21 protein-coding genes and 1 pseudogene are annotated in these 25,598 nt (G+C 60.8%); 15 read left to right on the top strand and 7 right to left on the bottom strand.

Going from position 1 to position 25,598, the window contains the following annotated elements:
• Positions 1 to 61: 61 nt before the first annotated feature.
• From ACIPZE_RS21795 to ACIPZE_RS21785, 3 genes are all read left to right on the top strand, one after another.
• The gene (locus tag ACIPZE_RS21795; protein ID WP_283438348.1) at positions 62 to 772 is read left to right on the top strand and encodes a fimbria/pilus chaperone family protein; all 711 of its coding nucleotides are present in this window, start codon (positions 62 to 64) and stop codon (positions 770 to 772) included.
• Positions 769 to 3,198 (top strand): fimbria/pilus outer membrane usher protein, encoded by a 2,430-nt coding sequence (locus tag ACIPZE_RS21790; protein ID WP_400775203.1) that lies wholly within the window; start codon positions 769 to 771, stop codon positions 3,196 to 3,198. Before ACIPZE_RS21795 ends, ACIPZE_RS21790 begins: the two co-directional genes overlap by 4 nt.
• A gap of 96 nt (positions 3,199 to 3,294) precedes the next feature.
• Positions 3,295 to 3,741, top strand: coding sequence for a hypothetical protein (locus tag ACIPZE_RS21785; RefSeq protein ID WP_400775200.1), 447 nt, complete (start codon positions 3,295 to 3,297; stop codon positions 3,739 to 3,741).
• Here ACIPZE_RS21785 and ACIPZE_RS21780 read toward each other — a convergent pair.
• Positions 3,738 to 5,159, bottom strand: coding sequence for a PLP-dependent aminotransferase family protein (locus ACIPZE_RS21780; protein WP_283438351.1), 1,422 nt, complete (start codon positions 5,157 to 5,159; stop codon positions 3,738 to 3,740). The two genes, ACIPZE_RS21785 and ACIPZE_RS21780, sit on opposite strands and share 4 nt — an antisense overlap.
• A 179-nt stretch (positions 5,160 to 5,338) precedes the next feature.
• On the opposite strand from ACIPZE_RS21780, the gene ACIPZE_RS21775 reads away from it, so the two are divergent.
• Entirely contained in the window at positions 5,339 to 5,584 is a 246-nt protein-coding gene (locus ACIPZE_RS21775) for a DUF1127 domain-containing protein (RefSeq protein WP_283438352.1), read from the top strand.
• Positions 5,585 to 5,698: 114 nt separating this feature from the next.
• On the opposite strand, the gene ACIPZE_RS21770 is transcribed toward ACIPZE_RS21775, so the two are convergent.
• On the bottom strand, positions 5,699 to 7,009 hold the full coding sequence (locus ACIPZE_RS21770) for an NAD(P)/FAD-dependent oxidoreductase (protein ID WP_400775198.1): 1,311 nt from the start codon (positions 7,007 to 7,009) through the stop codon (positions 5,699 to 5,701).
• Between the two features lie 148 nt (positions 7,010 to 7,157).
• Here ACIPZE_RS21770 and ACIPZE_RS21765 point away from each other — a divergent pair, with 148 nt between their 5' ends.
• Complete coding sequence (locus ACIPZE_RS21765; protein WP_400775226.1) at positions 7,158 to 7,511, top strand: YkgJ family cysteine cluster protein; 354 nt, start codon at positions 7,158 to 7,160, stop codon at positions 7,509 to 7,511.
• 161 nt (positions 7,512 to 7,672) lie between these two features.
• On the opposite strand, the gene ACIPZE_RS21760 is transcribed toward ACIPZE_RS21765, so the two are convergent.
• On the bottom strand, positions 7,673 to 8,161 hold the full coding sequence (locus tag ACIPZE_RS21760) for an Lrp/AsnC ligand binding domain-containing protein (RefSeq protein ID WP_003177284.1): 489 nt from the start codon (positions 8,159 to 8,161) through the stop codon (positions 7,673 to 7,675).
• Positions 8,162 to 8,317: 156 nt separating this feature from the next.
• On the opposite strand from ACIPZE_RS21760, the gene dadA reads away from it, so the two are divergent.
• The 6 genes from dadA to ACIPZE_RS21730 all read left to right on the top strand — a co-directional run bounded on the left by dadA (position 8,318) and on the right by ACIPZE_RS21730 (position 14,650).
• Positions 8,318 to 9,622 carry a D-amino acid dehydrogenase gene (gene dadA, locus ACIPZE_RS21755; RefSeq protein ID WP_064389549.1) on the top strand — a complete coding sequence of 435 codons (1,305 nt, stop codon included), beginning with the start codon at positions 8,318 to 8,320 and terminating at the stop codon, positions 9,620 to 9,622.
• Positions 9,594 to 9,947, top strand: coding sequence for a RidA family protein (locus tag ACIPZE_RS21750; protein ID WP_034152045.1), 354 nt, complete (start codon positions 9,594 to 9,596; stop codon positions 9,945 to 9,947). Before dadA ends, ACIPZE_RS21750 begins: the two co-directional genes overlap by 29 nt.
• Positions 9,948 to 10,042: 95 nt before the next feature.
• Positions 10,043 to 11,116 (top strand): alanine racemase, encoded by a 1,074-nt coding sequence (gene alr / locus ACIPZE_RS21745; protein WP_400775196.1) that lies wholly within the window; start codon positions 10,043 to 10,045, stop codon positions 11,114 to 11,116.
• An 88-nt stretch (positions 11,117 to 11,204) separates the two neighbouring features.
• Positions 11,205 to 11,753, top strand: coding sequence for a cupin domain-containing protein (locus ACIPZE_RS21740; RefSeq protein ID WP_025112726.1), 549 nt, complete (start codon positions 11,205 to 11,207; stop codon positions 11,751 to 11,753).
• Between the two features lie 182 nt (positions 11,754 to 11,935).
• Positions 11,936 to 12,352 carry a cytochrome c5 family protein gene (locus ACIPZE_RS21735; protein ID WP_053125000.1) on the top strand — a complete coding sequence of 139 codons (417 nt, stop codon included), beginning with the start codon at positions 11,936 to 11,938 and terminating at the stop codon, positions 12,350 to 12,352.
• Positions 12,353 to 12,721: 369 nt separating this feature from the next.
• On the top strand, positions 12,722 to 14,650 hold the full coding sequence (locus tag ACIPZE_RS21730; RefSeq protein ID WP_400775193.1) for an acetyl-CoA hydrolase/transferase C-terminal domain-containing protein: 1,929 nt from the start codon (positions 12,722 to 12,724) through the stop codon (positions 14,648 to 14,650).
• 105 nt (positions 14,651 to 14,755) lie between these two features.
• On the opposite strand, the gene ACIPZE_RS21725 is transcribed toward ACIPZE_RS21730, so the two are convergent.
• Both ACIPZE_RS21725 and rep read right to left on the bottom strand, forming a co-directional pair.
• A complete protein-coding gene (locus tag ACIPZE_RS21725; protein ID WP_034152041.1) occupies positions 14,756 to 15,328 on the bottom strand; it encodes a xanthine phosphoribosyltransferase in 573 nt (190 codons plus the stop codon).
• A 58-nt stretch (positions 15,329 to 15,386) separates the two neighbouring features.
• Positions 15,387 to 17,396 carry a DNA helicase Rep gene (rep, locus tag ACIPZE_RS21720; RefSeq protein ID WP_129386480.1) on the bottom strand — a complete coding sequence of 670 codons (2,010 nt, stop codon included), beginning with the start codon at positions 17,394 to 17,396 and terminating at the stop codon, positions 15,387 to 15,389.
• 262 nt (positions 17,397 to 17,658) lie between these two features.
• Between rep and ACIPZE_RS21715 the strand changes: the two genes are divergently transcribed.
• Complete coding sequence (locus tag ACIPZE_RS21715) at positions 17,659 to 19,329, top strand: bifunctional diguanylate cyclase/phosphodiesterase (protein ID WP_283438357.1); 1,671 nt, start codon at positions 17,659 to 17,661, stop codon at positions 19,327 to 19,329.
• A 70-nt stretch (positions 19,330 to 19,399) separates the two neighbouring features.
• Here the strand turns inward: ACIPZE_RS21715 and ACIPZE_RS21710 are convergent, their stop codons facing one another.
• Complete coding sequence (locus tag ACIPZE_RS21710; protein ID WP_283438673.1) at positions 19,400 to 20,794, bottom strand: NorM family multidrug efflux MATE transporter; 1,395 nt, start codon at positions 20,792 to 20,794, stop codon at positions 19,400 to 19,402.
• A 158-nt stretch (positions 20,795 to 20,952) separates the two neighbouring features.
• On the opposite strand from ACIPZE_RS21710, the gene ACIPZE_RS21705 reads away from it, so the two are divergent.
• From ACIPZE_RS21705 to ACIPZE_RS21695, 3 genes and pseudogenes are all read left to right on the top strand, one after another.
• Positions 20,953 to 21,873, top strand: coding sequence for a LysR substrate-binding domain-containing protein (locus ACIPZE_RS21705; protein ID WP_400775188.1), 921 nt, complete (start codon positions 20,953 to 20,955; stop codon positions 21,871 to 21,873).
• Positions 21,874 to 21,950: 77 nt separating this feature from the next.
• Positions 21,951 to 23,180 (top strand): annotated as a pseudogene (locus tag ACIPZE_RS21700) (Cache 3/Cache 2 fusion domain-containing protein); the annotation flags it as partial.
• On the top strand, positions 23,175 to 24,035 hold the full coding sequence (locus tag ACIPZE_RS21695) for a methyl-accepting chemotaxis protein (RefSeq protein ID WP_400775222.1): 861 nt from the start codon (positions 23,175 to 23,177) through the stop codon (positions 24,033 to 24,035). The pseudogene ACIPZE_RS21700 and the gene ACIPZE_RS21695, both read left to right, overlap by 6 nt.
• A 128-nt stretch (positions 24,036 to 24,163) precedes the next feature.
• Here the strand turns inward: ACIPZE_RS21695 and ACIPZE_RS21690 are convergent, their stop codons facing one another.
• Complete coding sequence (locus tag ACIPZE_RS21690; protein ID WP_400775186.1) at positions 24,164 to 25,567, bottom strand: VWA domain-containing protein; 1,404 nt, start codon at positions 25,565 to 25,567, stop codon at positions 24,164 to 24,166.
• Positions 25,568 to 25,598: the final 31 nt, after the last annotated feature.

Raw genomic sequence — 25,598 nt, 5'->3', positions numbered from 1 at the left:
TCCCGACAGGAACACGCCGGCAGCGCCGGAAACGTGGCCTGGAATTTTCCGGTATTGACCGATGCCCCTTTCATTCAATCCTGCTTTGAAGCAGGTTTCCCTGTGGCTGTTTGCCGGCCTTTCGATGTCGTTTGCGCAAGGCGCCGGCATGGTTCCGCAAACGCCGGTATTGGTCGTCGAGCAGAGCCTCGGCGAAGCCATCATGAACGTGCGCAATACCGATGCTCATCCCGCGCTCCTGTACACCACCGTCGAAAACACCGAAGCGGACGATGAGGTCCTGCTGGTTTTCACTCCCCCGGTTGCGCGTGTCGAGGCTGGCCAGATTCAGCAGGTTCGGTTCATTCTGCAGAGCGCTCAGCCCTTGCAGACCGAACGTTTGAAGCGGGTCATCTTCGAAGGGATCAATCCGGTTGCGGCCGCAGGTGGCGCGCGCGTCAGCCTCGGCGTGCGGCAGAACTTGCCGGTGATCCTGCGTCCGGCGGGGTTGCCCGTCGAGCGTGAGCCGTGGAAGCGCCTCGCCTGGACCGTCACGCTGGATGGCTTGCACGTGCACAACCCCAGTCCTTACGTCGTGCGGCTCGGCAAAGCGCTTACACCATTGCCTGGCTCACGCCCGGTCGAACTGCCGCGCACCTACATTCTGCCGGGCGAGCGACTGCAGCTTGATTTGCCTTTGAGTACGCTGGCACAGGTGTCGTCGGTGCGGATATTCCCGGCGACGACATACGGTTTTGCTGTCGACCATTACGATGCCCCGGTGACACGTTGAACTGGATCTGCATCGCCGCGTCGTTGCTGGCGCTGGGTAACTGCGGATGGCGCGTGGCGCTGGCGGCAGAGCCGCTGACGTTCGACATTCAAGTGCTCAGGGATCGCGGGATCGATCCGGCCTTGGCGGAGTATTTTCGTGATGCTCCGCGCTTCACCCAAGGCGCGCATGCCGTCGTGCTTGAAGTCAACGGACAGCCCAAGGGCCGTGTGTCGATGACATTCAACGATGTCGGCGAGTTGTGTCTGGGCACGCAATGGTTGAAGTCAGCCGGAGTTCTACTGCCCGCGTCTGTGCCGCTGCCGCCGGGGCAGTGTGTGACGGCTGCGCAGGGTTTTCCCGAGGCCATCGTGGAGTTGAACCCAGGCAGTCAGCAGGTCCGGTTGCTGGTGCCTACCGATACGCTGACTGAGCCTGCGCGGGCGCAGCGCAGCTTTGCCAATGGTGGCGTGGCCGGTGTGTTCAATTACGATCTGTTGATGGCCGGCAGCCAACTCGACGGGCAGACCAGCAGCTATCGCAGCTTCAGCTCGGAAGCCGGATTGAATGCCGGTGACTGGGTGTTGCGCAGTCGCCAGTCTTTCACGGCATTGCCCGAAAGCTCGCGGTTCGAGCATCTCTATGCCTACGCGATGCACACGCTGGAAGATCAGGATGCGAGCGTTCAGCTCGGTCAGCTCAACCTGGCATCGTCGCTGTTTGCCGGTGAGTCGTTCACTGGCGTACAGGTTTTTCCTGAAGCGGCCTTCGCCCGACTCGATGCCGCCCGCAACGGCGCCCGTGGCCAGGTGGAGGGGGTGGCTTACTCGCCGTCGCGTATCGAAGTCCGCCAGAACGGCGTGACGATCTACACGACGATGGTGCCTGGCGGGCCTTTTACCTTGCGCGCGCTGCCGTTGCTGAGCAATCAGCTCGATCTTGAGGTCACGGTGCATGAGCAAGATGGTCAGGAGCGACGTTTTCGGGTGCCGGCGGCGAATCTGCAAGAGGCGCAGTCTGACGCCCCCGTGGGTTTCAATCTGGCGCTGGGCCGGGTCCGTCGACTGTCTGCGGATAACCGTGAGGCTCCGACATTCGCGGCGTTCGGCCAAGACTGGGAAATGCGCCGAGGCCTGCGTGCAACCGCCGGTGCGCTCGCGGGCAGCGCGTACTTGTCGGCCGGTTGGGGGCTGCAACTACAGTGGGCGGGGCCGATTACGCTGGGGCTGCGCCAAGTGGTGTCCGAACAGCGCGCGGCAGGGCTTGCGGGCGATCAATGGCAGCTGACATTCAGTGCGCCATTGGCGGCCAATCTCTCGGCGAGCCTGGTCGCGGTGCGCCAGAGCCGGGACTTTCGCACCTTGTCCGATACCGACTGGAATCAACGCCGGCATCAGGCCGAGTCACGCAAACGCGATCACTGGGTGTTTTCGCTCAATGGCGCCACCGATGACTGGGGCGCATTTGGCGCAAGCTGGTCACGTTATTCGAGTATGGACGAAGCACCAGTGTCGCAATTGGGGTTGTCCTGGTCGCTGACATTGCCGCAGCGCGTCAGCTTGTCACTGAGCGTTGAGCGAGGCATCGGTGGTGCCGAGGAATATCGTCCGGGCCGCGCAGCTTACCTGACCGTGGGTATTCCGCTGGGCGGGCAAGGCCGGTTGCGCGGGTATGTGCGCAGTGACGAACGCTCGGGCATGCGCCAAGGGCTGGCCGTCAGCGCTGCAGTCAGCGAAACCCTGGCCTACACCGTCAATGCCGAGCACCGGGATAACACACCGGCGGCATTGGCTGCCCGAATCAATGCGTTGCCACGCTATACCAGCCTGGATGTCGGGCTCGGGCAGCGCGCGGGTGCGACGGAATATGATCTGGGCTTGCGCGGCGGCGTGTTGCTGCACCGTGATGGCGTCACGCTGTCACCCTATGCGCTGCGTGACACGCTGGGGGTGCTGAAGGCGGGTGAGCGTTCCGGGGTGCGGCTGCAAACGCCACAAGGCCCGGTCTGGACGGATGGCGCGGGGCGTGCGGTGGCGGCGAACCTGCCAGCCTATTCTCTGGCGCGGCTTGAGGTCGACCCACTGGGCCTGCCGCGTCATGTCGAAGTACTCAATGGCGTGCAGGAGGTGACGGCCGGACGGGGTTCGGTGCAGCACCTGGATTTTTCCCTGATTACCGTCCGGCGTCTGTTGCTCAAGGCTCGCTCGCAGGATCGGCAATGGTTGCCCAGAGGCTTGAGCGTGCTGGATGAACAGGGCCAGTATCTGACCTCCGTGATGGAGGCCGGGGCGATTTTCTTGCCGGACATCAAGCCTGCGCAGGTGTTGCGCGTGAGGTTGTCCGACAGCAGCCACTGCATCTTGCATTTCCCCCTGAGCGATTTTCCCGACGACGCCACGCAAATGGAAACCGTTGAGGCGATCTGCCGCCCTGCCATCCTGTCCTGATTGAGTGCCTGCCATGAAACCTTGGGTTATTGCCGTATTGCCGTATTGCCGGCTTGTTTTGCCTGTGCCTCCGCCTGGGCGAACGCTGCATGTGAGGTGGATCTGTCGCCAGCGACCGTGGATTTCGGCGCCACCACCCGCGCCGAACTCTTGCATTTTGCAGGGGCGCAGGGCGCAGGGTTTGGCCTGCGCAATGTGCATTTGCGCATCCAGTGCCCGCAAGTTCGTCCGATCAAATGGTCCTTTGTCGCGCCGGCGGCGGGCGCTCGAGGCTATCGCTGGGAGGCTGGCACGTTGCAAGTGCGGATTGTGGCTGCACGCCTGGATGGCGTGGCGGTGCAGTGGCGGCTGGAAAGCGGTCAGCCAGTCGAGGCGAATCTGTTAGCGCCGGGAGCGCGTATCGTGCCCTGGAGCGGAGCGGCTATTGCGCAGGGACGGTATCTGCAAGTGGAGCTCGAGATCGATGCCCAAGTGGCGGACGCCTCAAGCCGGGTGGCCGACCTGAGGCGATTCGAGGGCCACGGAACGTTTCAGATCGATTAGTCGGCTGCGGCCAGCAGTTTGATCGCTGCCGCCCCCACCTTGCGTACCGCTTCTTCGATCAGCGCTGTCGGTTTGGCCGCGTAGTTCATCCGCAGGCAATTGCGGTACTTGCCCGAAGCGGAAAAGATGCTGCCGACGGCAATCTGAACGCCTTGATCGTGCAACTCACGATTCAGTTTCAAGGTGTCGAAACCTTCCGGCAATTCGACCCACAGCATAAAGCTGCCTTGTGGTCGGCTGGCGCGGGTGCCGACAGGAAAGTACCGCGTGACCCAATCGATCATCATGTCGCGATTGCGCTGGTATTGCGTACGCATCCGCCGCAAATGCGGTTCGAAATGGCCGGCCTTGAGGAACTCGGCAATAGCGATCTGCGGCTGCGGCGCGGTCGATCCGGTGCTGATGTATTTCATGTGCAGCACGCGTTCCAGATAACGACCCGGAGCAACCCAGCCGATACGCAGCCCCGGTGCCAGAGTCTTGGAAAATGAACTGCAGAGCAGCACGCGGCCGTCTTCGTCGAAGGATTTGATCGTGCGCGGACGCGGGTAGGTGTAGGCCAGTTCGCCATACACATCGTCTTCGATGATCGCCACGTCGAAACGCTGTGCGAGGTTGAGCAGGGCGCGTTTTCGCGACTCCGGCATGATGTAGCCGAGCGGGTTATTGCAGTTCGGGGTGAGTTGAATGACCTTGATCGGCCATTGCTCCAGCGCCAGTTCCAGCGCTTCGAGACTGATGCCAGTGAGCGGGTCGGTAGGAATTTCCAAGGCTTTCATGCCGAGGCCTTTCAACGTTTGCATGGCGCCGTGAAAGCTTGGCGAATCGACCGCGACAATGTCGCCCGGCTCGCAGATCGCGTGGATGCTGGTGGACAGCGCTTCGTGGCAACCGGTGGTGACCACCAGGTCGCTGGCGCTCAGCTGGCAGCCGGAATCGAGCATCAACCGGGCGATCTGCTCACGCAGTTCGAGGGTGCCGTGGATGTTGTCGTAATACAGACCAGGCATGTCCTGGCGGCGGCTGATGCGGGCCAGCCCACGCAGCAGCGGTTTCATGGTCGGCGAACTGATGTCGGGCATGCCGCGACCCAATTGCACGACGTCCTTGCGCGGCACCGCGCGAATCAATTCGAGCACCTGATCCCACTGCGAAATTTCCACTGGCCGCTGCGCCGGACGACCCACGGCAGGCAGCTCCGGCAGCTCACGGCCGACCGGCACAAAGTAGCCGGACTTGGGTTTCGGCGTGGCCAGGCCGCTGTCTTCGAGCATGCGATAAGCCTGCTGCACCGTGCTCAAGCTGACGCCATGTTCTACGCTCAAGGCGCGCACCGACGGCAACCGGTCACCTGGACGATAGAAGCCTTGTTCGATGCGCGTGCCGAGCAGTTCGGCGAGGTTCACATACAGAGTCATGGCACTGCCTCGATGCAGTTGATTCGTTAAACCAGTACAGATGCGTCAAAAATCGACAATTCAGACTCGGAAGCAGCAAATCTGTATGGAATTAATACAGATCCGTTGAATCTGTAATGCTTTTGCCGACCCGCGCATCATGGAATCTCTGGCTACCCAAGTAAACAGGAGCGACAAAAATGAACGGCTTGAGCGATGTGCGGCTGACGTTACACAGTCAGGAACTGGAGGCAGGGCAGAAGGACAATGCGTGGCATGCGGCGATGCGCAACGCGCCGTCCGGCCTGAGTCGCTGGGAACTGTTCTGGCATCGTCTGCACACACGCAAGGCGTTGCTGAGCCTCACGCCGGACCAGCTCAAGGATATCGGGCTGACGCGTGAACAGGCGCTGGAGGAGGGGTTGAAGCCGTTCTGGCGGATCTGATAACCACTGATCGTTCCCACGCTCTGCGTGGGAACGCCGCCCCGGACGTTCCGCGTCCGCTGTGACGCAGAGCGTCACTGGATGCATTCCCACGCAGAGCGTGGGAACGATCAATCAGACCAACTCTTTCATCCGATGCCACAACATCCCCAACGCCAGCAGCGGCGAACGCAGATGCTTGCCGCCCGGGAAAGTGATGTGTGGCACCTTGGCAAACAGATCAAAGCCACCGCTGTGCTGGCCGCTGATCGCCTCGGCGAGCAACTTGCCCGCCAGGTGCGTGGCATTCACCCCGTGCCCGGAGTACGCCTGGGCGTAATACACGTTCGGTTGATCGGCGAGTCGGCCAATCTGCGGCAAACGGTTGGCGCCGATGCCGATCATGCCACCCCACTGATAGTCGATTTTCACCCCAGTGAGTTGCGGGAAGACTTCGAGCATCTTCGGCTGCATGTACGCCGCGATGTCTTTCGGATCACGTCCCGAATAATGGCAAGCACCGCCAAACAGCAAGCGCCGGTCAGCCGAGAGTCGGTAGTAATCCAGCGCTACCCGCTGATCACACACCGCCATGTTCTGCGGCAGCAGGTTGTGCGCCTGTTCTTCGCTCAACGGTTCGGTGGCGATGATGTAGCTGCCGGCGGGCAGCACCTTGCCGCTGAGTTGCGGATTGAGATCATTCAGATAGGCGTTGCAGCCGAGCACCAGCGTCTTGGCGCGAACCGAACCCTGGGCCGTGTGCACTTTGACTTCGGGGCCATAGTCGATGCGGGTGACGTCAGAGTGTTCAAACAGTTTGACGCCCAGTTGCTGCGCCGCTGCCGCTTCGCCCAACGCCAGGTTGAGCGGATGCAGATGCCCGGAACCCATGTCGATCAATCCACCGATATAGCGTTTGGAACCGACTACGCTGTGCATCTCGCTGGCTTGCAGCAAACGGGTTTCGTAGCGATAACCGAGGCTGCGCAGTTCTTCGGCGTCTTCGGCAAAACCTGCAAGGTCGCTGGGCTTGTTGGCGAGATCGCAGTAGCCCCAGGTCAGGTCGCAGGCAATCTGAAAACGCTCGACGCGCTGGCGGACGATTTCCACCGCTTCCAGGCCCATCAGTTTCATCTCGCGTACGCCGTCGCTGCCGATGACATTGGCGAACTGATCGAGGCCATGGCCGACCCCGCGAATCAGCTGGCCGCCATTGCGACCGCTGGCGCCCCAGCCGATCTTGTGCGCTTCCAGCAACACCACGCTGAGGCCGCGTTCGGCCAGTTCCAGTGCCGTGTTCAACCCGGAAAAGCCGCCACCGACCACGCAGACGTCGGCCACCACGTCACCTTGCAGCAGCGGACGATCCGGTTGCGGCAAGCTGCTGGCGGCGTAGTAAGAGGCAACGTGGGGTTGGCTCGCGGGGGTGTCGGCGCGGGCGGTCATGGGCATCATCCTGAGGCTTGGGTGTCGAGAAAATTTGACGGAGCATAAGCCGCGCGCCCGAACGCGGGCAACACTGGTCGGCCCGCGGTGTCTGGATCACGGCTTTTGCGGCACAATTGCCGTCTATTTCACCTTGGTTACCGTTTCGATGAGCTGCAACAGCCAGACAGTCCGCACCTTGCGCCAGCAGATCCCCTCGTTCGAGTGCGTGCCCGGCTGCCACGATTGCTGCGGGCCGGTGACCACCTCGCCGGAAGAAATGTCGCGCCTGCCGCGCAAGACCCGCGCCGAACAGGATGCGGCGATGGATGAGCTGAACTGTGTGCACCTGGGGCCGAATGGCTGCACGGTGTATGAGGAGCGGCCGCTGATTTGCCGGTTGTTCGGCACGACCAAAATCTTGCCTTGCCCGAATGAGCGGCGGCCGGTTGAACTGATTCATCCGCGGGTCGAGAAGCAGATTTTCGAGTACATGGCGGCGAATCGGCAGGTGTTGGTTTAAAAGATCGCAGCCTTCGGCAACTCCTACAGAGAAATGCATTCATGATCGTTCCCACGCTCTGCGTGGGAATGCAGCCCGGGACGCTCTGCGTCCCAAATGCCGAACGCGGAGCGTCCGAAGAGGCATTCCCACGCAAAGCGTGGGAACGATCGTCGCGGTGCTCAGTCCGGAATCGGCAGGCTCAAGCTCTCCTTAACCTCTTCCATGACGATATAACTCTTCGACTCTCGCACATGCGGCAGCTTCAGCAGAATGTCGCCCAGCAGCTTGCGGTACGAGGCCATCTCGGAAATCCGCGCCTTCACTAGATAGTCGAAATCCCCTGACACCAGATGACACTCCAGCACGTGCGGCAATTTCAGCACCGCGCGTCGGAACTCTTCGAAAGTGTCGCCGGATTTGTAGTCGAGGCTGATCTCGACAAACACCAGCAAGCTACCCTTCAAATGCTGCGGATTCAGCCGGGCGTTGTAGCCCATGATGATGCCTTCGCGCTCCAGACGCCGCACCCGCTCGGTGCACGGCGTGGTCGAGAGGCCGACCTTCTCGCCGAGTTCGGTAAAGGAAATCCGCCCGTCCGCCTGCAGGATCCGCAAGATGTTGCGATCGATCTTGTCCAGCTCACGTTTGGTCTGAGTATTGGTACGCATAGGGGATGCGCCTCTGTGAAAGGGGTTTTTGCCGAGAATTGTCGCCAAATATAGGCGCTTATATAGTGAAAAGCACTGGCATTTCTTTTTTACACTGCGCGCATCATTGCTCTAACAACAGACGTACGCGGCCCTGCCGCGATGAGGGATACAAAAATGCGCGTAATGGTCTTGGGTAGCGGCGTCATCGGTACCGCCAGTGCTTACTATCTGGCCCGTGCCGGGTTTGAAGTGGTGGTGGTCGACCGGCAGCCGGCTGCGGCCATGGAGACCAGTTTCGCCAACGCCGGCCAGGTCTCGCCGGGCTACGCCTCGCCGTGGGCCGCGCCGGGCGTACCGCTCAAGGCGATCAAATGGCTGCTGCAACGCCACGCCCCTCTCGCGATCAAGGCCACCGCCGACATCGACCAGTACCTGTGGATGGCGCAGATGCTGCGCAACTGCACCGCCAACCGTTACGCGGTGAACAAGGAGCGCATGGTGCGTCTGTCCGAGTACAGCCGCGACTGCCTCGACGAATTGCGCGCCGAAACCGGCATCGCCTACGAAGGCCGCAGCCTCGGTACGACTCAACTGTTCCGCACCCAGGCGCAGCTCGATGGCGCCGCCAAAGACATCGCCGTGCTGAAAGAATCCGGCGTGCCGTTTGAAGTCCTCGACCGCGCCGGCATTGCCCGCGTCGAACCAGCGCTGGCGGGTGTGACTGACATCCTCGCCGGTGCCCTGCGCCTGCCGAACGACCAGACTGGCGACTGCCAGATGTTCACCACGCGTCTCGCCGAAATGGCGGTGAAACTCGGTGTCGAATTCCGCTTCGGCCAGGACATCCAGAAACTCGACTACGCCGGCGATCGCATCAACGGCGTGTGGATCGACGGCAAGCTGGAAACCGCCGACCGCTACGTGCTGGCCCTCGGCAGCTACTCGCCGCAATTGCTCAAGCCGCTGGGCATCAAAGCCCCGGTGTATCCGTTGAAGGGTTACTCGCTGACCGTGCCGATCACCAACCCGGCGATGGCCCCGACCTCGACCATTCTCGACGAGACCTACAAGGTCGCGATCACCCGTTTCGACAACCGCATCCGCGTTGGCGGCATGGCCGAGATCGCCGGTTTTGACCTGTCGCTGAATCCGCGTCGCCGCGAAACCCTGGAGATGATCGTCAACGACCTTTATCCTCAGGGCGGCAATCTGGCCGAGGCGAGTTTCTGGACCGGTCTGCGTCCGACCACGCCGGACGGCACGCCGATCGTGGGTGCCACGCCATTCAAGAACCTGTTCCTCAACACCGGTCACGGCACGCTCGGTTGGACCATGGCGTGCGGTTCCGGTCGCTTGCTGGCCGACCTGATGGCGAAGAAAAAGCCGCAGATCAGTGCCGAAGGCCTCGATATTTCCCGTTACGGCAACAAAATTCAGGAGTCCGCAAAACATGTCAATCCAGCGCCAGCTCACCAATGAGCGCATGAGTCAGATCGTCAGCCACAACGGCACCGTGTATCTGGCCGGGCAAGTCGGCGACGACTTCGACGCCGGGATTGAACAGCAGACCCGCGACGTTCTGGCCAATATCGAGCGTTTGCTTGATCTGGCCGGCACCGACAAACAGCACCTGTTGTCGGCGACGATTTACCTGAACGACATCGAGGCGCACTTCGCCGGGATGAACTCGGTGTGGGATCAGTGGCTGCCGAAAGGCGCAGCCCCGGCCCGCGCCACCGTCGAAGCAAAAATGGCCAAGCCGAGTATTCTGGTAGAAATTTCCATCGTCGCCGCGCTGCCATAACCTGTTGTAAAGATCCCTCTCCCGGCGCTGTTGGCGGTTCACGTCGTCAGTCGGCGCCGGTTTTTCTTCCCATGACCGCCTAGAAGTCTGCCGCCATGCGTCCTGCCCGTGCCCTGATCGACCTAGAAGCCCTGCGCCACAACTACCGAATTGCCCGCGAAGTCACCGGCGCCAAGGCGCTTGCGGTGATCAAGGCCGATGCCTACGGCCATGGCGCGGTGCGTTGCGCCCAGGCGCTGGAAGCCGAGGCCGATGGTTTTGCCGTCGCCTGCATCGAGGAAGCGCTGGAGCTGCGCGCCGCCGGCATTCGTGCGCCGGTGTTGTTGCTGGAAGGGATTTTCGAGGCCGATGAGCTGGCGCTGATCGTCGAGCATGATTTCTGGACGGTGGTGCACTCGCTCTGGCAGCTCGAAGCAATCGAGCAGGCCGCGCTGAGCAAGCCGATTACTGTTTGGCTGAAGCTTGATTCGGGCATGCACCGCGTCGGTCTGCACCCCAAGGATTACGCGGTGGCCTATCAGCGTCTGCTGGCCAGCGGCAAAGTGGCGAAAATCGTCTTGATGAGCCACTTCGCCCGCGCCGATGAACTGCACGCGCAGAGCAGCACCGAACAAGTGGCGGTGTTTGAAGCGGCGCGTCAGGGCCTGGCGGCGGAAGTCAGCCTGCGCAATTCGCCTGCCGTACTCGGCTGGCCGCAGATTCACAGCGACTGGGTGCGCCCGGGCATCATGCTTTACGGCGCGACCCCGTTCGAAGAAGCCAACGCCGTGGCCGATCGTCTGCAACCGGTGATGACTCTGGAATCGAAAGTCATCTGCGTGCGTGAACTGCCGGCCGGTGAGCCTGTCGGTTACGGCGCCAAATTCATCACCGACAAACCGATGCGCATCGGCGTGGTCGCCATGGGTTACGCCGACGGTTACCCGCGTCAGGCGCCGACCGGTACTCCGGTTTTGGTGGCTGGCAAGCGCAGTCGCATTCTCGGTCGCGTATCGATGGACATGCTGTGCATCGACCTGACTGATGTGCCGGAAGCCGACCTCGGTTCGCCTGTCGAACTGTGGGGCAAAAACATCCTCGCCAGCGAAGTGGCGCAGTGGGCCGACACTATTCCGTACCAGATTTTCTGCAACCTGCGCCGGGTGCCAAGGCTCTATTCCGAGGGTTGACGCCGCTGCGGGGGCCAAGTGTTGTAAATACTGAACGCTGTCGCCATGATAACGCTCAATATTCTTACAACATCAGGAGGCTCGCGCCTTGGACGTCGGTGAACGACTGCAATCGATCCGCAAGCTCAAAGGGCTTTCCCAGCGTGAACTCGCCAAACGCGCGGGCGTCACCAACAGCACCATTTCGATGATCGAAAAGAACAGCGTCAGCCCTTCGATCAGTTCGCTGAGGAAGGTTCTGGGCGGGATTCCCATGTCCATGGTCGAATTCTTTTCCGAAGAAATCCTGCAGGAAATTCCGACCCAGATCGTCTACAAGGCCAACGAGCTGATCGACATTTCCGACGGCGCCGTGACCATGAAACTGGTCGGCCGCGCGCACCCCAGCCGCGCCATCGCGTTTCTCAATGAAATCTACCCGCCGGGCGCTGATACCGGCGAAGAAATGCTCACCCATGAAGGCGAGGAAACCGGGATTCTGGTGGAGGGTCGCCTGGAACTGGTGGTGGGTCTGGAAACTTTTATTCTCGAAGCCGGCGACAGCTACTACTTTGAAAGTACCAAGCCGCATCGTTTCCGTAATCCGTTCGACTTGCCTGCGCGACTAATCAGCGCAGCCACGCCGGCGAATTTCTAAACCAAGAGGCGCCAGGCCATTACGGCAAAGGCACCCAAGCTGTTTTACCGATGCGCAACAAGACCCCTTTAATAATGGGGTTGTTTCAGTGTGGCGGGCTACCCGCTATACTTGCGCCCGCCTGCGAACCGTGGCCGCAGGCGTGAATAGCCACCATTGAGGGTGAACGCGTGAATCTAATTATGAAAATGCTGGCTGCACCAGCAACCGTATTGGCCCTCTGGGCTGTCAGCGCTCAAGCTGCGACGAATGACGACATTGCCAAACGCCTCGAGCCTGTCGGCCAGGTGTGTGTTCAAGGGCAGGAATGCAAGGGGATGGAAGTGGCGGCAACCGCCGGCGGCGGTGGCGGGGCCAAGACTCCGGACGAAGTGATTGCCAAACATTGCAACGCTTGCCACGGTACCGGCCTGTTGGGCGCACCGAAAATCGGTGATGCGGCAGCCTGGAAAGACCGTGCCGATCATCAGGGCGGCCTCGACGGTCTGCTGGCCAAGGCCATTACCGGCCTGAACGCGATGCCGCCGAAAGGCACTTGCGCCGATTGCTCGGATGACGAGCTCAAAGGCGCTATCCAGAAAATGTCCGGCCTGAAATAAGCCGCGCTTCTGACGAAAAAAACCGTCTTCGGACGGTTTTTTTGTGCCTGCGATTCAAGAGCCCCTCATCGGAACGCCGCCCGCCCATCCCTCTCCCGAAGGGGGGGGCGACCGAGGTGTCTGGCGTCTGACATCGACCTGACAGATTGAGTCGATTATGGATTCAGTAAGGCTATTTCAAGTCGGCGTAGCTTTCCAATATCCCCCAATCAGTCCCCTCTACCTCTGGGAGAGGGCTAGGGTGAGGGCAACAATCGAGTAGGAAAGGGATTTCACGAACAGCGCACATTCACTCTGAAGCTGTTCTTTGCAGCAAACTCAAGGCAAGCTCGGTCTACCCCTATTCACGGAACGGGCAGGAGGCTTCAGATGGTGCAGTTGTGTTCGATCGAACAGGCAGTGGACGACGTGCTCGCACGGTTACCGGCGCATATCCGCATGGGCATGCCGCTGGGCCTGGGCAAACCCAATCACTTCGTCAACGCACTGTACCGGCGTATCGCCAAACTGCCGGAGCGGCAACTCACCATCTACACCGCGCTGTGCCTGGGCCGCCCGAATCTGGGCGATGGTTTGCAGAAGCGCTTTATCGAACCCTTCGTCGAGCGCGTCTTCGGTGATTACCCGGAATTCGATTTCCTCGCCGACCTGCACCACGACAGCCTGCCCGCCAATATCCGTATCGAACAGTTCTTCATGCAGCCCGGCAGCCTGCTCAACAGCGCGCCGGCCCAGCAGGATTACGTCAGCAGCAATTACAGCCACGCCGCGCGCGACATCAACGCCGCCGGGCTGAATCTGGTGGCGCAATTGCTCGCCAGCAGCAGCGAACACCCGGATCGCCTGAGCCTGAGCTGCAATCCGGACATCACCCTCGACCTGTTGCCGATGATCACCAAGCGTCGCGACGCCGGGGAGACGATTCTGCTGGTCGGCCAGGTGCACACCGATCTGCCGTACATGCCTGGTGATGCCGAAGTCGATATCGACACCTTCGACCTGCTGATCGATGAGAAGGACAGCAGCACGCTGTTTTCCACGCCGAACATGCCGGTGGGGTTTCAGGATCATTTCATTGGTTTGCACGCGAGTACGCTGGTGCGTGACGGCGGCACGTTACAGATCGGCATCGGCTCGATGGGTGATGCACTGACAGCCGCGCTGCTCGCACGTCAGGCGGATAACGCCGGTTACCTGGCCTTGCTGCATGACATCAACCTGAGCCAATGGGCGCAACTGATCGAGCGCGAAGGCGGCACCGGGCCGTTTGCCAAAGGCCTCTACGGTTGCAGCGAGATGTTCGTCAACGGCCTGCTGGTATTGGCGGATGCCGGGATCATTCGGCGCAAGGTCTACCCTGATGTGCCGACGCAGGAGCAGGCCAACGCTGGCACCCTCGACGAAGCCGCGCAAACTGACGGCATCTCGGTGCACGGCGGTTTCTTCCTCGGCCCGCGCAGTTTCTACGAGCGCCTGCGCGAGTTACCGCAAAGCAAGCGCCTCGAATTCAACATGACCCGCATCAGCTACATCAACGAGCTCTACGGGCAGGAAGAACTCAAGCGTTTACAGCGCCTCGACGCGCGATTCATCAACACCGTGTTCACCATGACCCTGCTCGGTGCCGGTGTGGCGGATCAACTGGAAGACGGCCGAGTGCTCAGCGGTGTCGGCGGGCAGTACAACTTCGTCGCGCAGGGCCACGCGCTGCACGATGCCCGTTCGATTCTTATCCTGCGCAGTTGGCGCGAGTCTGGTGGTGACGTCAGTTCCAACATCGTCTGGGAGTATGGCCACTGCACGATTCCACGGCATCTGCGCGACATCGTGGTGACTGAGTACGGGATCGCTGATTTGCGCGGTAAAACCGACGCGGTGGTGATTGAATCGCTGCTGAACATCAGCGACTCACGCTTCCAGCAAGGCTTGATCGAGCAAGCGCAAAAGGTCGGCAAACTGCCAAAGGATTTCCGCCTCGATCCGCGCTTCGCCGACAACACGCCACAGCGTTTGCAAGCGATCGCCGCACGGCATCCGAACCTGTTTCCGGAGTATCCGCTGGGTTGTGATTTCACTGCGATCGAACGGGATTTGTTGCGCGCGCTGAACTGGCTGAAAAGCAAATTCAAACTCACCGAGATTCTGGAACTGGGCAAAGCCGCCCTCGATGCACCGGAGGCGTCGCTGTATCCCGAACATCTTCAACGCATGCAACTGACAAATCCGGACGGCCTGAAAGAAGACCTCTTCCAGCGCCTGCTCCTCACCGGCCTGAAAGCCACCACCCAAACCCCGTAGGAGCTGCGGCACGCTGCGATCTTTTGATCCTGATCTTTAACAGATCAAAAGATCGCAGCCTCGTTGCACTCGACAGCTCCTACACGGGAAATACGGTGTTGCGGGTTATTCGATGAAGGTGACGACGCCACCCGTCAGCGATTTCACCCGGGCCAGTGATTCGACGCGGTAGCCCTGCGAGTCCAGCTCGGCGCGGCCGCCCTGGAACGACTTCTCGATGACGATACCCAAACCGGCAACGGTGGCGCCGGCCTGTTTGATGATCGAAATCAGCGCTTGCGAGGCCTTACCGTTGGCCAGGAAGTCGTCGATGATCAGCACGCGGTCGCTGCTGGTCAGGTGGCGCGGCGAGATGGCCACGGTGCTTTCGGTCTTTTTGGTGAACGAGTAAACGGTCGCCGACAGCAGATTTTCAGTCAGGGTCAGGGACTGTTGTTTGCGGGCGAAGATCACCGGCACGCCAAGGTTCAGACCGGTCATGATCGCCGGGGCGATGCCCGAGGCTTCGATGGTGACGATCTTGGTGATGCCCGAATCCTTGAACAGCGAGGCGAATTCGTCGCCGATCAGCTTCATCAGGGCCGGGTCGATCTGGTGGTTCAGGAAGGCGTCGACCTTCAGGACCTGGTCGGAAAGCACAATGCCTTGTTCGCGGATTTTCTGCTGCAATGCTTCCATGAAGCTGTCCTCATTTGGCGCTTTGTGCGCCGAAGGTCTAGTAAAAAAGTGGTCAATTCTAGCGCTTTAACATCGCGCGTATATCAGCCAATGCGCTATTGCCGCGCACGACTTTGACTTCGGTCGGTGTGTCGTCGTTGCCTTCCCAGGCCAGATCGTCCGGCGGCAGCTCATCGAGGAAGCGGCTCGGCGCGCAGTCGATGATCTCGCCGTACTGCTTGCGCTTGGCGGCGAAGGTGAAAGCCAGGGTCTGGCGCGCGCGGGTGATGCCCACGTAGGCCAGGCGGCGTTCTTCTTCGATGGTGTCGGCTTCGATGCTGGAACGGTGCGGGAGGATTTCCTCTTCCATGCCCATGATGAACACGTAAGGGAATTCCAGACCTTTGGACGCATGCAAGGTCATCATCTGCACGCCTTCGGCACCGTCTTCCTCTTCCTGCTGACGTTCGAGCATGTCGCGCAGGACCAGTTTGCCGATGGCGTCCTCGACGGTCATTTCGCCTTCTTCGTCCTTTTCGAGGGTGTTTTTCAATGCCTCGATCAGGAACCAGACGTTGCTCATCCGGTAATCGGCAGCCTTGTCGCTGGAGCTGTTGGTGCGCAGCCAGTTCTCGTAGTCGATATCCATGACCATGCTGCGCAGGGCAGAGATCGGGTCTTCGCCGGCGCACTGCTCGCGTACTTTGTCCATGAAACGCTTGAAGCGCGACAGGCGATCGGTGAAGCGGCTGTCGAGATGTTCGCCCAGACCGATTTCGTCGGTGGCGGCGTACATCGAGATTTTGCGTTCGGTGGCGTAGTTGCCGAGTTTTTCCAGGGTGGTCGAACCGATTTCGCGGCGCGGCACGTTGATTACGCGCAGGAAGGCGTTGTCGTCATCCGGGTTGACGATCAGGCGGAAGTACGCCATCAGGTCTTTCACTTCCTGGCGGCCGAAGAAGCTGTTACCGCCGCTCAAGCGGTACGGCACCTGGTGATGCTGCAACTTCAGCTCGATCAGCTTGGCCTGATAGTTACCGCGATAGAGGATGGCAAAATCGCTGTACGGGCGGTCGGTGCGCAGGTGCAGGCTGAGGATTTCCATGGCCACGCGCTCGGCTTCGGCGTCCTCGTTGCGGCAGCGGATCACGCGGATCTCGTCACCGTGGCCCATTTCACTCCACAGTTGCTTTTCGAATTCGTGCGGGTTGTTCGAGATCAGCACGTTGGCGCAGCGCAGGATGCGACTCGTCGAGCGATAGTTCTGCTCGAGCATCACCACTTTCAGCGATGGATAGTCGTCCTTGAGCAGCATCAGGTTTTCTGGCCGCGCACCGCGCCAGGCGTAGATCGACTGGTCGTCGTCGCCGACCACGGTGAACTGGTTGCGCGTGCCGATGAGCATTTTCACCAGCAGGTATTGGCTGGCGTTGGTGTCCTGGTATTCGTCGACCAGCAGGTAACGCACCTTGTTCTGCCACTTTTCGAGAATGTCGGCGTGCTCTTCGAAGAGTTTTACCGGCAGCAGGATCAGGTCGTCGAAGTCCACCGCGTTGAACGCTTTTAGTGTGCGCTGATAGTGGGTGTAAACGATGGCGGCAGTCTGTTCCTTGGGATTACGCGCGTTCTCCAGCGCCTGAGGCGGCAGGATCAGGTCGTTTTTCCAGGCGCCGATCATGTTCTTGATCTCGTCGACGCCGTCTTCGCCCGCGTATTCCTTCTGCATGATGTCGGTCATCAGCGCTTTTACATCGGTCTCGTCAAAGATCGAGAAACCGGGTTTGTAGCCCAGTCGCGCGTGTTCCTTGCGGATGATATTCAAGCCGAGGTTGTGGAAGGTGCAGACCGTCAGGCCACGCCCTTCGCCGGCCCGCAGCAACGTGCCAACCCGCTCTTTCATCTCGCGCGCGGCCTTGTTGGTAAAGGTCATGGCGACGATGTACTGGGCGCGGATGCCGCAGTTCTGAACCAGGTGCGCGATCTTGCGGGTGATCACGCTGGTCTTGCCGGAGCCAGCACCGGCGAGCACCAATAGAGGGCCGCCGACGTAGTTCACGGCTTCTTGCTGCCGGGGATTGAGTCGGGACATACGAAAATTCGGGAGTCGTTGACGAAATGGGCCGGCATTTTAACAGGCTCAGAGATTTGTGCTGCTCTCTCCGACTTGTGACGTACTGCGCGATTCAAATTTGCCGGTTTTGTTACTTTCGCGGAGGATGCGCGGTGATTTTGCGGCTAATGTACTCATTCGTGACACAAAATAACGTTTTGATAACCGTTGTCATTTGGTCATTGAACTTCGCAACGGCATAATGCCCCGCCCACATCATTGCAGAGTCTAGGGAGCTAGCTTGTCTACGCCTGTCGAACCCTTGCGTTTGCTGCTACTGGCCGAAGAGCCAGCGTGGACAGCGTTATTGCGTGAGTGTCTGGCTCCGATGGGGAGCGCGGCGGTGCTGATCAGCGCGCCGAGCTGGGACTCGGTCAGCAGTCTGTTCGAAGACAACCGCCATGCTGTGCTGTTGACCATTGCGGCGTTACAGCCGGCGCCCGGTCGTTGCAGCCTGCCGACGGTCTTGCTGCTGGAACACGAACCGGACACCGCGCCCGTTGGTGTCAGTGACTGGCTGGTGTTCGACGCCCTCGACGCCGGCATGCTCCGCCGTTGCCTGCGCCATGTGCGCGAACGCGGCGTGCTCGAAAATACTTTGCAACGCCTGGCCGAACAGGATCCGTTGACCGGCATCGCCAACCGCCAGGGTTTCCAGACCTTGCTGACCGCGCGTCTTGCTGAAGGCGACGGTCGTGGCCTTGCCCTCGGGCACCTTGATCTCGACAACTTCCGCCACGCCAACGACGCCCTCGGCCATCAGGCCGGCGACCGTTTGATCTTGCAAGTCGTCGCACGGCTGAAAAGTCAGCTCGAAGCCGGTGATCAACTGGCGCGCCTGGGCAGCGATGAATTCGCCTTGCTGATCGACACCCGTCGCGCGCCGCAACGCGCCGAATGGATGGCCGAACGCATTACCGAGGCCCTGTCTGAACCGTATTGGGTCGATGGCGAAAGCCTGCTGATCGGCTCCAGCCTCGGCATCGCCCATGCCCGCGCGCAAGCGGGCGCCGACCCGCTGATGTGGCACGCACACATCGCCATGCAACAGGCCAAGAGCACGCAAGGCTGCACCTTTCATATCTTCAACGAACGCATCAACCGCAACGCGCGGAGCATGGCCGACCTCGAAAGCGAGCTGCGCCGGGCCTTGCGTCGCGATGAACTGGAGCTGCATTACCAGCCACGGCTGAATCTTGAGGACGGTCAGATTGTCGGCCTCGAAGCCTTGGTGCGCTGGCGACATGGCGAGCGCGGTCTGCTGCCACCCAGCGAATTTGTGCCGCTGGCCGAGCAGAGCGGCTTGATCGTGCCGCTGGGTTACTGGGTCATTTCCCGGGCGCTGCGTGACATGCAGGCGTTGCGCGAGCGTGGTCTGCCGGCGTTGCACATGGCGATCAATTTGTCATTCCGCCAGTTTCAGGACAGCCAGTTGTTGCCGACGCTTAGTCGGTTGATCACTGAGCGTGGCGTCGAGGCGCAATGGCTGGAGTTCGAACTGACCGAAACCGCCGTGATGCGCCGCAGCGATCTGGTCAAACAGACCATGGACGCCCTCGGCCGGCTCGGCGTGCGTTTCTCGCTGGATGACTTCGGCACCGGATTTTCCTCGTTCGTGCACCTCAACAGCCTGCCGATCACCTTGCTGAAGATCGACAAGAGCTTTGTCGGCGGCATGGAGCAGCGCGAAGAGAACCGCAAACTGGTGCACGCGATGATCAATCTTGCGCACAACCTGCATCTGGAAGTGGTGGCGGAAGGGGTCGAGACGCCGGAGCAACTGGAGTTGCTGCGCGGGTTTGGCTGCGATCAGGTGCAGGGCTATCTGATCAGCCGGCCGTTGCCGTTGGCGGAGTTGGTTGAATACCTGACGTTTGGCTCAAGCCAACAGGTTTCTGTGGAGGCCGTTTAAAAGATCGCAGCCTGCGGCAACTCCTACACCGATTCATGTAGGAGCTGCCGAAGGCTGCGATCTTTTGATCTTAATCCGCACGAACAGCCTCGAACCTCTGTGACACAGGCTCCAGCCGAATCATCCGCTTCATCTTCCATTCAAACGCCAGCGTCAGGCTCACCGCCGCACACGCCAGGCCCAGCGCCAATCCCCACCAGACGCCCGTCGGCCCCCAGTTCAAGTGGAACGCCATCCACCACGCCGCCGGTGCGCCAATCAGCCAATAGCAACCGAGCCCGACCAGAAATGTGGTTTTCGCATCCTTCAGTCCACGAATGCAGCCCATGGCAATCGTCTGTGTGCCATCGAACAACTCAAACCACGCCGCCACCGCCAGCAGGCTCACCGCCAGACGAATGACCTCGGCAAACGCCGGATTGTCATGGTCGAGAAACAACCCGACCAACTGGTTGGGCAACAACCAGAACACCATGGCAAACCCGAGCATCACCACCGCGCCAAAAACAATTCCGACGCGGCCCGACATCCGCGCATCCAGCAGTTGCCCGGCGCCGTAATGCTGGCCGATGCGCATGGTGATCGCATACGACATGCCCGCCGGCACCATGAACGCCACCGAGACAATCTGCAGGGCGATCTGGTGCGCGCCCAACTGCGTGCTGCCCATGGTGCCCATGCACAACGCCGCGAAGGCAAACAAACCGACTTCCACCGCGTAGGTGCCGCCGATTGGCAGGCCGAGACGCCACAATTCTTTGAGATATTGCCGGTTGGGCCGTGACAAGCCTGCGCGCAGCGGATAAGCGTCATAGGCCGGATGCCGACGGATATGCCAGGCCAACGCCAGCGCCATGCAGTTGGCGACAATCGCCGTGACCAGACCGATGCCCATCAGCCCCATCTTCGGCAAGCCGAACATGCCGGTGATCAACGCGTAATTGAGCAGGAAGTTGGCCACCGTGCCGGCGAGGCTGATGACCATCACCGGTGTCGCCCGACCGATCGCACTGGTGAAACCGCGCAAAGCCATGAAACTCAGGTAGCCGGGCAAGGCAAAGGGCAGGGCGATCAGGAACTGCCCGGCGGCGTTGACGTTGGTTTCGGTCTGGCCGAACAGCAGCAACACCGGTTTCAGGTTCCACAGCAGTAGACCGGCGCCCAGCGCCATCAGCCACGCCAGCCACAAACCGGCTTGGGTCAGCCGCGCTGCACCAATAATGTCGCCGGCACCCTTGCGAATCGCCACCAGCGTGCCGACCGCCGCAATCACGCCGATGCAGAAAATCGACACGAACGAATAAGTCGCCGCACCCAGTCCGCCGCCAGCCAACGCTTCCGGACTGAGGCGCGCCATCATCAGGGTGTCAGTCAGCACCATCAGCATGTGCGCCAACTGGGAAGCAATCAACGGCCCTGCCAGCCGCAGAATGGCCCAGAGTTCGGTACGCACAGGATGCTGCATGGTCATCACCACTCGATTTCGGAGGGAACAGGAGACCGTCGATTCTCGGCGCTTGGCAGGCTTTGCACAAAGGGATAAAAAGGATGGGTGGCATGATTAAAACTCATCATGAGCAAATTCAGTCAGGCTGGCTGCATCCCGCTATAGGAGCTTTCTGTATGTCTCGTCGTCTTCCTCCCTTGTATGCCCTGCGCGCATTTGAAGCGGCGGCGCGACACAGCTCGTTCACCCGGGCTGCCGAGGAGCTGTCGATCACCCAGAGTGCGGTGAGCCGGCATATTCGTACGCTCGAAGATCACTTTGCCTGCCGGCTGTTTCATCGCAGCGGGCGCAATCTGCAATTGACTGAAGCCGCGCGGTTACTGTTGCCAGGCATCCGCGAAGGCTTCGGTGCACTGGAGCGGGCCTGCAACACCTTGCGTGCCGAAGACGACATTTTGCGCATGAAAGCCCCGTCGACCCTGACCATGCGTTGGCTGTTGGCGCGGCTCAGCCGCTTCCGTCACTTGCAGCCGGGCAACGAAGTGCAACTGACCAGCGCGTGGATGGATGTGGATTCGGTGGATTTCAACGATGAGCCGTTCGACTGCGCGGTGCTGCTGAGCGATGGCCATTTCCCCCCGGACTGGGAAGCGAGTCTGTTGTTTCCGGAAGAACTGATCCCGGTCGGCGCACCGAACCTGCTGAATGATCAACCGTGGGATTTGTCTCGGCTGGCCTCCACCGAGTTGCTCCACCCGACGCCCGACCGTCGTGACTGGCGCAGTTGGCTGGAGCACATGGGCTTGTCCGATCAGGTCTCGCTCAAGGGCGGGCAAGTGTTCGACACGCTGGAATTGGGCATGATCGCGGCGGCGCGCGGTTACGGTGTGTCGATGGGCGATCTGTTGATGGTTGCCGAAGATGTCGCGCAAGGACGGCTGAGCCTGCCATGGCCGACTGCGGTCGCCAGTGGATTGAATTATTACCTGGTGTGGCCGAAGACCCGTCCGGGAGGTGAACGTTTGCGCCGCCTCAGCGACTTCCTGCAGGGCGAAGTCCGCGCCATGGAGCTGCCGGACGTTGCACGCTTGAGCTGAAACGTTCGAGCCGCCACAATGGCGGCCTTGCGCCATACCCTCGCAATGCGCTCAAGTATTCGGTTTTACCGCCGACTATGAGCAAGTGGAACCGTCGTGCCGGTATCCACGATTCACCCCCAACTATTAGAAAATTATCCGAGTCGAGATCAAGGAGGATCCCGTGGCTCGGCCAGGAGCTGTGCATGTCTCAACCTCGCGCTCGGATCGCCTCGCAGCTGGGCCTCGCGCTCGCTGTGATACTGGCAATCGTCATCAGTGGCAGTACTGTGTTCGCCCTGCGTTCGCTGGATTCGGCCAACCTCGCCACCCGTGAAGAACATCTGGCCAGTGAGGCGCGGCTGCTGGCCGACCAACTGAGCACCTTTCACGGCACGCTGCGTGAAAGCACCCAGCGTCTGAGCGGGTTGTTCGAAAAGCGCTTCAGCGCCGGCCTGAGCATTCACGCCGATGAGCCGGTGACGGTCGCTGGCACGCAAACCCCGGGCCTGCATCTGGGCAGCGAAGTGCTGAACAACAACTTCAAGGAAGTCGACGAGTTCAAGCAGATGACGGCTGGCGTCGCCACGCTGTTCGTGCGCAGTGGCGAAGACTTTGTGCGGGTCAGCACCTCGCTGACCAAGCAGGATGGCACCCGCGCCATCGGCACCTTGCTTGACCATGCTCACCCGGCGTACGCGAAGTTGATGGCGGGGCAGAGCTATGTTGGCCGTGCGTTGCTGTTCGATCGTTCCTACATGACTCAGTACACGCCAGTGCGCGACGGCAGCGGCAAGGTGATTGCGGTGTTGTTTGTCGGTTTCGATTACACCGACGCGCAGAATGCCCAGTTCGACAACCTCAAGCGCTTCCGCATTGGCCAGACCGGCTCGCTGGCGCTGCTCGATGAGCAGAGCAAATGGCTGGTTGCTCCGGCGGGTGTGCAGGCGTTGGATCAAGCGATTCCAGTGATCAAGGATCTGGCGAAATCGCCGGGCAAAGGTCAGTTCTGGGGCGACAAGTCCGAAGATTTCTACAGCGTAGCGGTGCCGTTCGATGGCGGGCCGTGGTCGGTTGTGGCAAGCATGCCGAAAGCCGAAATCCGCGCGGTGACCTGGAGCGTCGGTACGCAATTGGCCATTGGCAGCCTGCTGGCGATGCTGTTGGCGGTCGGTTCCGTGGTCTGGTTGCTGCGTAGCAAACTGGCGCCACTGGGTGACCTGGTGCGTCAGGCCGAAGCTTTGGGCGCCGGCGATCTGAGCGTGCGCCTGAGCGTATCGAGCAACGACGAAATCGGTCAGCTGTCCCGCGCGTTCAACCAGATGAGCCAAGCGTTGTCGACTATGGTCGAGCACATCCGCCGTTCTTCGGAAGAGGTCAACAGCCGTGCGCAAGCCTTGTCTGGCCTGTCCGGCGGCGCGTACGAAGGCATGGAGCAGCAGTCCGGCGAAATCACCAGCATGGCCGGCGCGGTGGAAGAGTTCAGCGCGACCTCGCTGAATATTGCCGACAACATGGGCGCGACCCAGCGTCTGGCGCAGGAAAACGCCCAGCAGACGCAGATTGGTCGCAGCTCCATGGAAGAGGCTTCGTCGTCGCTGGAGCAAATCGCCGGCGCGCTGAACAGCACCGCCACAGTAATCAACACACTCGGCCAGCGCTCGCAGGAAATCGGCGGCATTGTCGGGGTGATCACCTCGATTGCCGAGCAGACCAATCTGTTGGCGCTCAACGCTGCGATTGAAGCGGCGCGTGCCGGTGAGCAAGGGCGTGGCTTTGCCGTGGTGGCGGATGAAGTGCGCAGCCTGGCCTCGCGCACTCGTCAGGCGACCGATGAGATTTCCAGCATGATTCACAGCATCCAGCAGGAAACCGGCAACGCGATCAGCACCATGGAGCAGGGCAATGTGTTGATGCAGGAAGGTTTGTCGCGTAACGCCAATGTCGCCTCGGCGCTGGCACGAATCGACGAGCAGAGCCGTTCGGCGGGTCAGCAGTTTGCCGCGATCACCACGGCGACTCAGGAGCAGAGCAGCACCGCGACATTGCTCAGCAGCAACCTGCAGAGCATTGCGCTGGCCAACAGTGAACAGCGCGAAGTGGTGTCAAACCTCGCCGTCACCGCCAAAGAGCTGGAGAAACTCGCAGCAGACCTGCGCTCTGAGGTCGACCGCTTCCGCTGATGCCTCTTGTAGGAGCTGTCGAGTGAAACGAGGCTGCGATCTTTTGATTCTGCAAAACAAGATCAGAAGATCGCAGCGTGCCGCAGCTCCTACAGGGGGATTACGCGGTGACGAGGAGCCGGTGTGTGTCAGTTACATTTGGCGTTGCTGGAGACTTCCTTGCTCGCCAGCTTCAACTGTTTGGCCAGTTCGGCCGCGTTGGTGCTTGCGTAAACCCGGCCTCCGGTATTTTTCGCGATGCACTGTGAAGGTCCACCGGCGCCGATGCTCACCACATTGACCCGCAACCGCGGTTGCTCCTGGGCAATGCGTCGGGATACCGCGCAGACGTCCTTCTGGCAACCGTCCTCGCCGTCGATGAACATCACGATCACCGCGTCATTGTTACGCCCGTCCACGGTGCTCGCCGCTTTCGCCAGGCTATCGGCCAACGGCGTGCCATCGTTGGGTACCAGGCCACGGATCCCGTTGATCAGGCGTGAACGATCGGCAAACTTGAACACCCCTTGGTCAGGTGTGCTTTCGCAACCAGCGAAAGTGATCAGGCGCGTGTCGATCTTCGGGTCCAGCGCGTTGATCATGCCGGCCAGCGAATCCTGGGCGACGTTCATGCGGCTCGGTTTCTCGAAGATTCGCATGGCACGATTGGGGTCCATGTACTGGTTGAGACTGTTGCCAAAGAACCATTCTTCGTCGGCTTTCACCGCTTTGGTGTTGAGTTCCATCGACCCTGATGTATCGAGCACCACGACGAATTGCGGGATCACCGCATTCGGGGCTTTTTTACGGCAGGCGAAGTTGTCCAGTGTCGGTGGCGGCGGCGGGGCAACGACCACCGGTTTTGGCGGCGGGACGGGTTCCGGGGCCGGCTCGGGTTCCGGCTCTGGTTCTGGAACCGGTTGCGGTTCGACCACAGGCTCGGGCACCGGCTCGACCGGTTGTTCCACAGGCGCCACGACCGCTGCTGCGGGGGGAACTGCAACGACAACAGGTTCACGGTGCAGAAACCACCAGAGCCACAGCGCCAGCAGCAACAACAGCAGCGCCAGCAAGGCAGCGGCGATCCACCAGCCACGGCGCGAAGGCGGCACCACCGGCGCCAATGGCACTGGCGGTACGACCGGCGGCACGATCGGTCGCGGCGGTCGCTGGTTCCAGCGCACCACCAGCGGCTCACCATTGAGGCTGTAAAGCTTGTCCAGCTCAGGGCTGCCGAGCAGGCTGCGCAAGTCATCCGCTACCGTCGGCTGCCCGCGTTTTTGCAATTCATCGGCCAATTGTTCGAGGGAGGTCTGGCGCACCTCATAGGTTTGCAGCAAGCGTCGTTGCGCGTCCTCATTGAGTTCGGCATAGGGCGTCGGCTGGCCACCCAGTTCGGTCCACCATTCCAGCACATCGCCGCTGCCCATCCGGGGGATGGCGAACAGGCTCGCGCTGGTCGGCGGAAAGTGTTTTTGAATGAGGGCGACTTTGGCCTGCAGCGCACTCATCCCCTCCGGTGTGGCGTGCGCATCCCTGATGACCCGCTGCATGACGACGATTCCTGAAAAAGCTGCAGGCCTC

The sequence above is a fragment of the Pseudomonas sp. NPDC089741 genome (genome assembly GCF_044748825.1).
Taxonomy (GTDB): domain Bacteria; phylum Pseudomonadota; class Gammaproteobacteria; order Pseudomonadales; family Pseudomonadaceae; genus Aquipseudomonas; species Aquipseudomonas helmanticensis.
This window is presented reverse-complemented; position numbering and strand designations above follow the sequence as displayed.

Bases quoted from the DNA above. Each gene is read 5' to 3' on its own strand.
- rep (WP_129386480.1), bottom strand. From the start codon at position 17,396: ATGTCCCGACTCAATCCCCGGCAGCAAGAAGCCGTGAACTACGTCGGC.
- ACIPZE_RS21780 (WP_283438351.1), bottom strand. From the start codon at position 5,159: ATGACTCTGTATGTGAACCTCGCCGAACTGCTCGGCACGCGCATCGAA.
- ACIPZE_RS21705 (WP_400775188.1), top strand. From the start codon at position 20,953: ATGTCTCGTCGTCTTCCTCCCTTGTATGCCCTGCGCGCATTTGAAGCG.
- ACIPZE_RS21690 (WP_400775186.1), bottom strand. From the start codon at position 25,567: ATGCAGCGGGTCATCAGGGATGCGCACGCCACACCGGAGGGGATGAGT.
- ACIPZE_RS21725 (WP_034152041.1), bottom strand. From the start codon at position 15,328: ATGGAAGCATTGCAGCAGAAAATCCGCGAACAAGGCATTGTGCTTTCC.
- ACIPZE_RS21750 (WP_034152045.1), top strand. From the start codon at position 9,594: ATGTCAATCCAGCGCCAGCTCACCAATGAGCGCATGAGTCAGATCGTC.
- ACIPZE_RS21735 (WP_053125000.1), top strand. From the start codon at position 11,936: ATGAAAATGCTGGCTGCACCAGCAACCGTATTGGCCCTCTGGGCTGTC.
- ACIPZE_RS21770 (WP_400775198.1), bottom strand. From the start codon at position 7,009: ATGACCGCCCGCGCCGACACCCCCGCGAGCCAACCCCACGTTGCCTCT.
- ACIPZE_RS21765 (WP_400775226.1), top strand. From the start codon at position 7,158: ATGAGCTGCAACAGCCAGACAGTCCGCACCTTGCGCCAGCAGATCCCC.
- ACIPZE_RS21760 (WP_003177284.1), bottom strand. From the start codon at position 8,161: ATGCGTACCAATACTCAGACCAAACGTGAGCTGGACAAGATCGATCGC.
- ACIPZE_RS21730 (WP_400775193.1), top strand. From the start codon at position 12,722: ATGGTGCAGTTGTGTTCGATCGAACAGGCAGTGGACGACGTGCTCGCA.
- ACIPZE_RS21795 (WP_283438348.1), top strand. From the start codon at position 62: ATGCCCCTTTCATTCAATCCTGCTTTGAAGCAGGTTTCCCTGTGGCTG.
- ACIPZE_RS21775 (WP_283438352.1), top strand. From the start codon at position 5,339: ATGAACGGCTTGAGCGATGTGCGGCTGACGTTACACAGTCAGGAACTG.
- dadA (WP_064389549.1), top strand. From the start codon at position 8,318: ATGCGCGTAATGGTCTTGGGTAGCGGCGTCATCGGTACCGCCAGTGCT.
- alr (WP_400775196.1), top strand. From the start codon at position 10,043: ATGCGTCCTGCCCGTGCCCTGATCGACCTAGAAGCCCTGCGCCACAAC.
- ACIPZE_RS21695 (WP_400775222.1), top strand. From the start codon at position 23,175: ATGAGCCAAGCGTTGTCGACTATGGTCGAGCACATCCGCCGTTCTTCG.
- ACIPZE_RS21710 (WP_283438673.1), bottom strand. From the start codon at position 20,794: ATGCAGCATCCTGTGCGTACCGAACTCTGGGCCATTCTGCGGCTGGCA.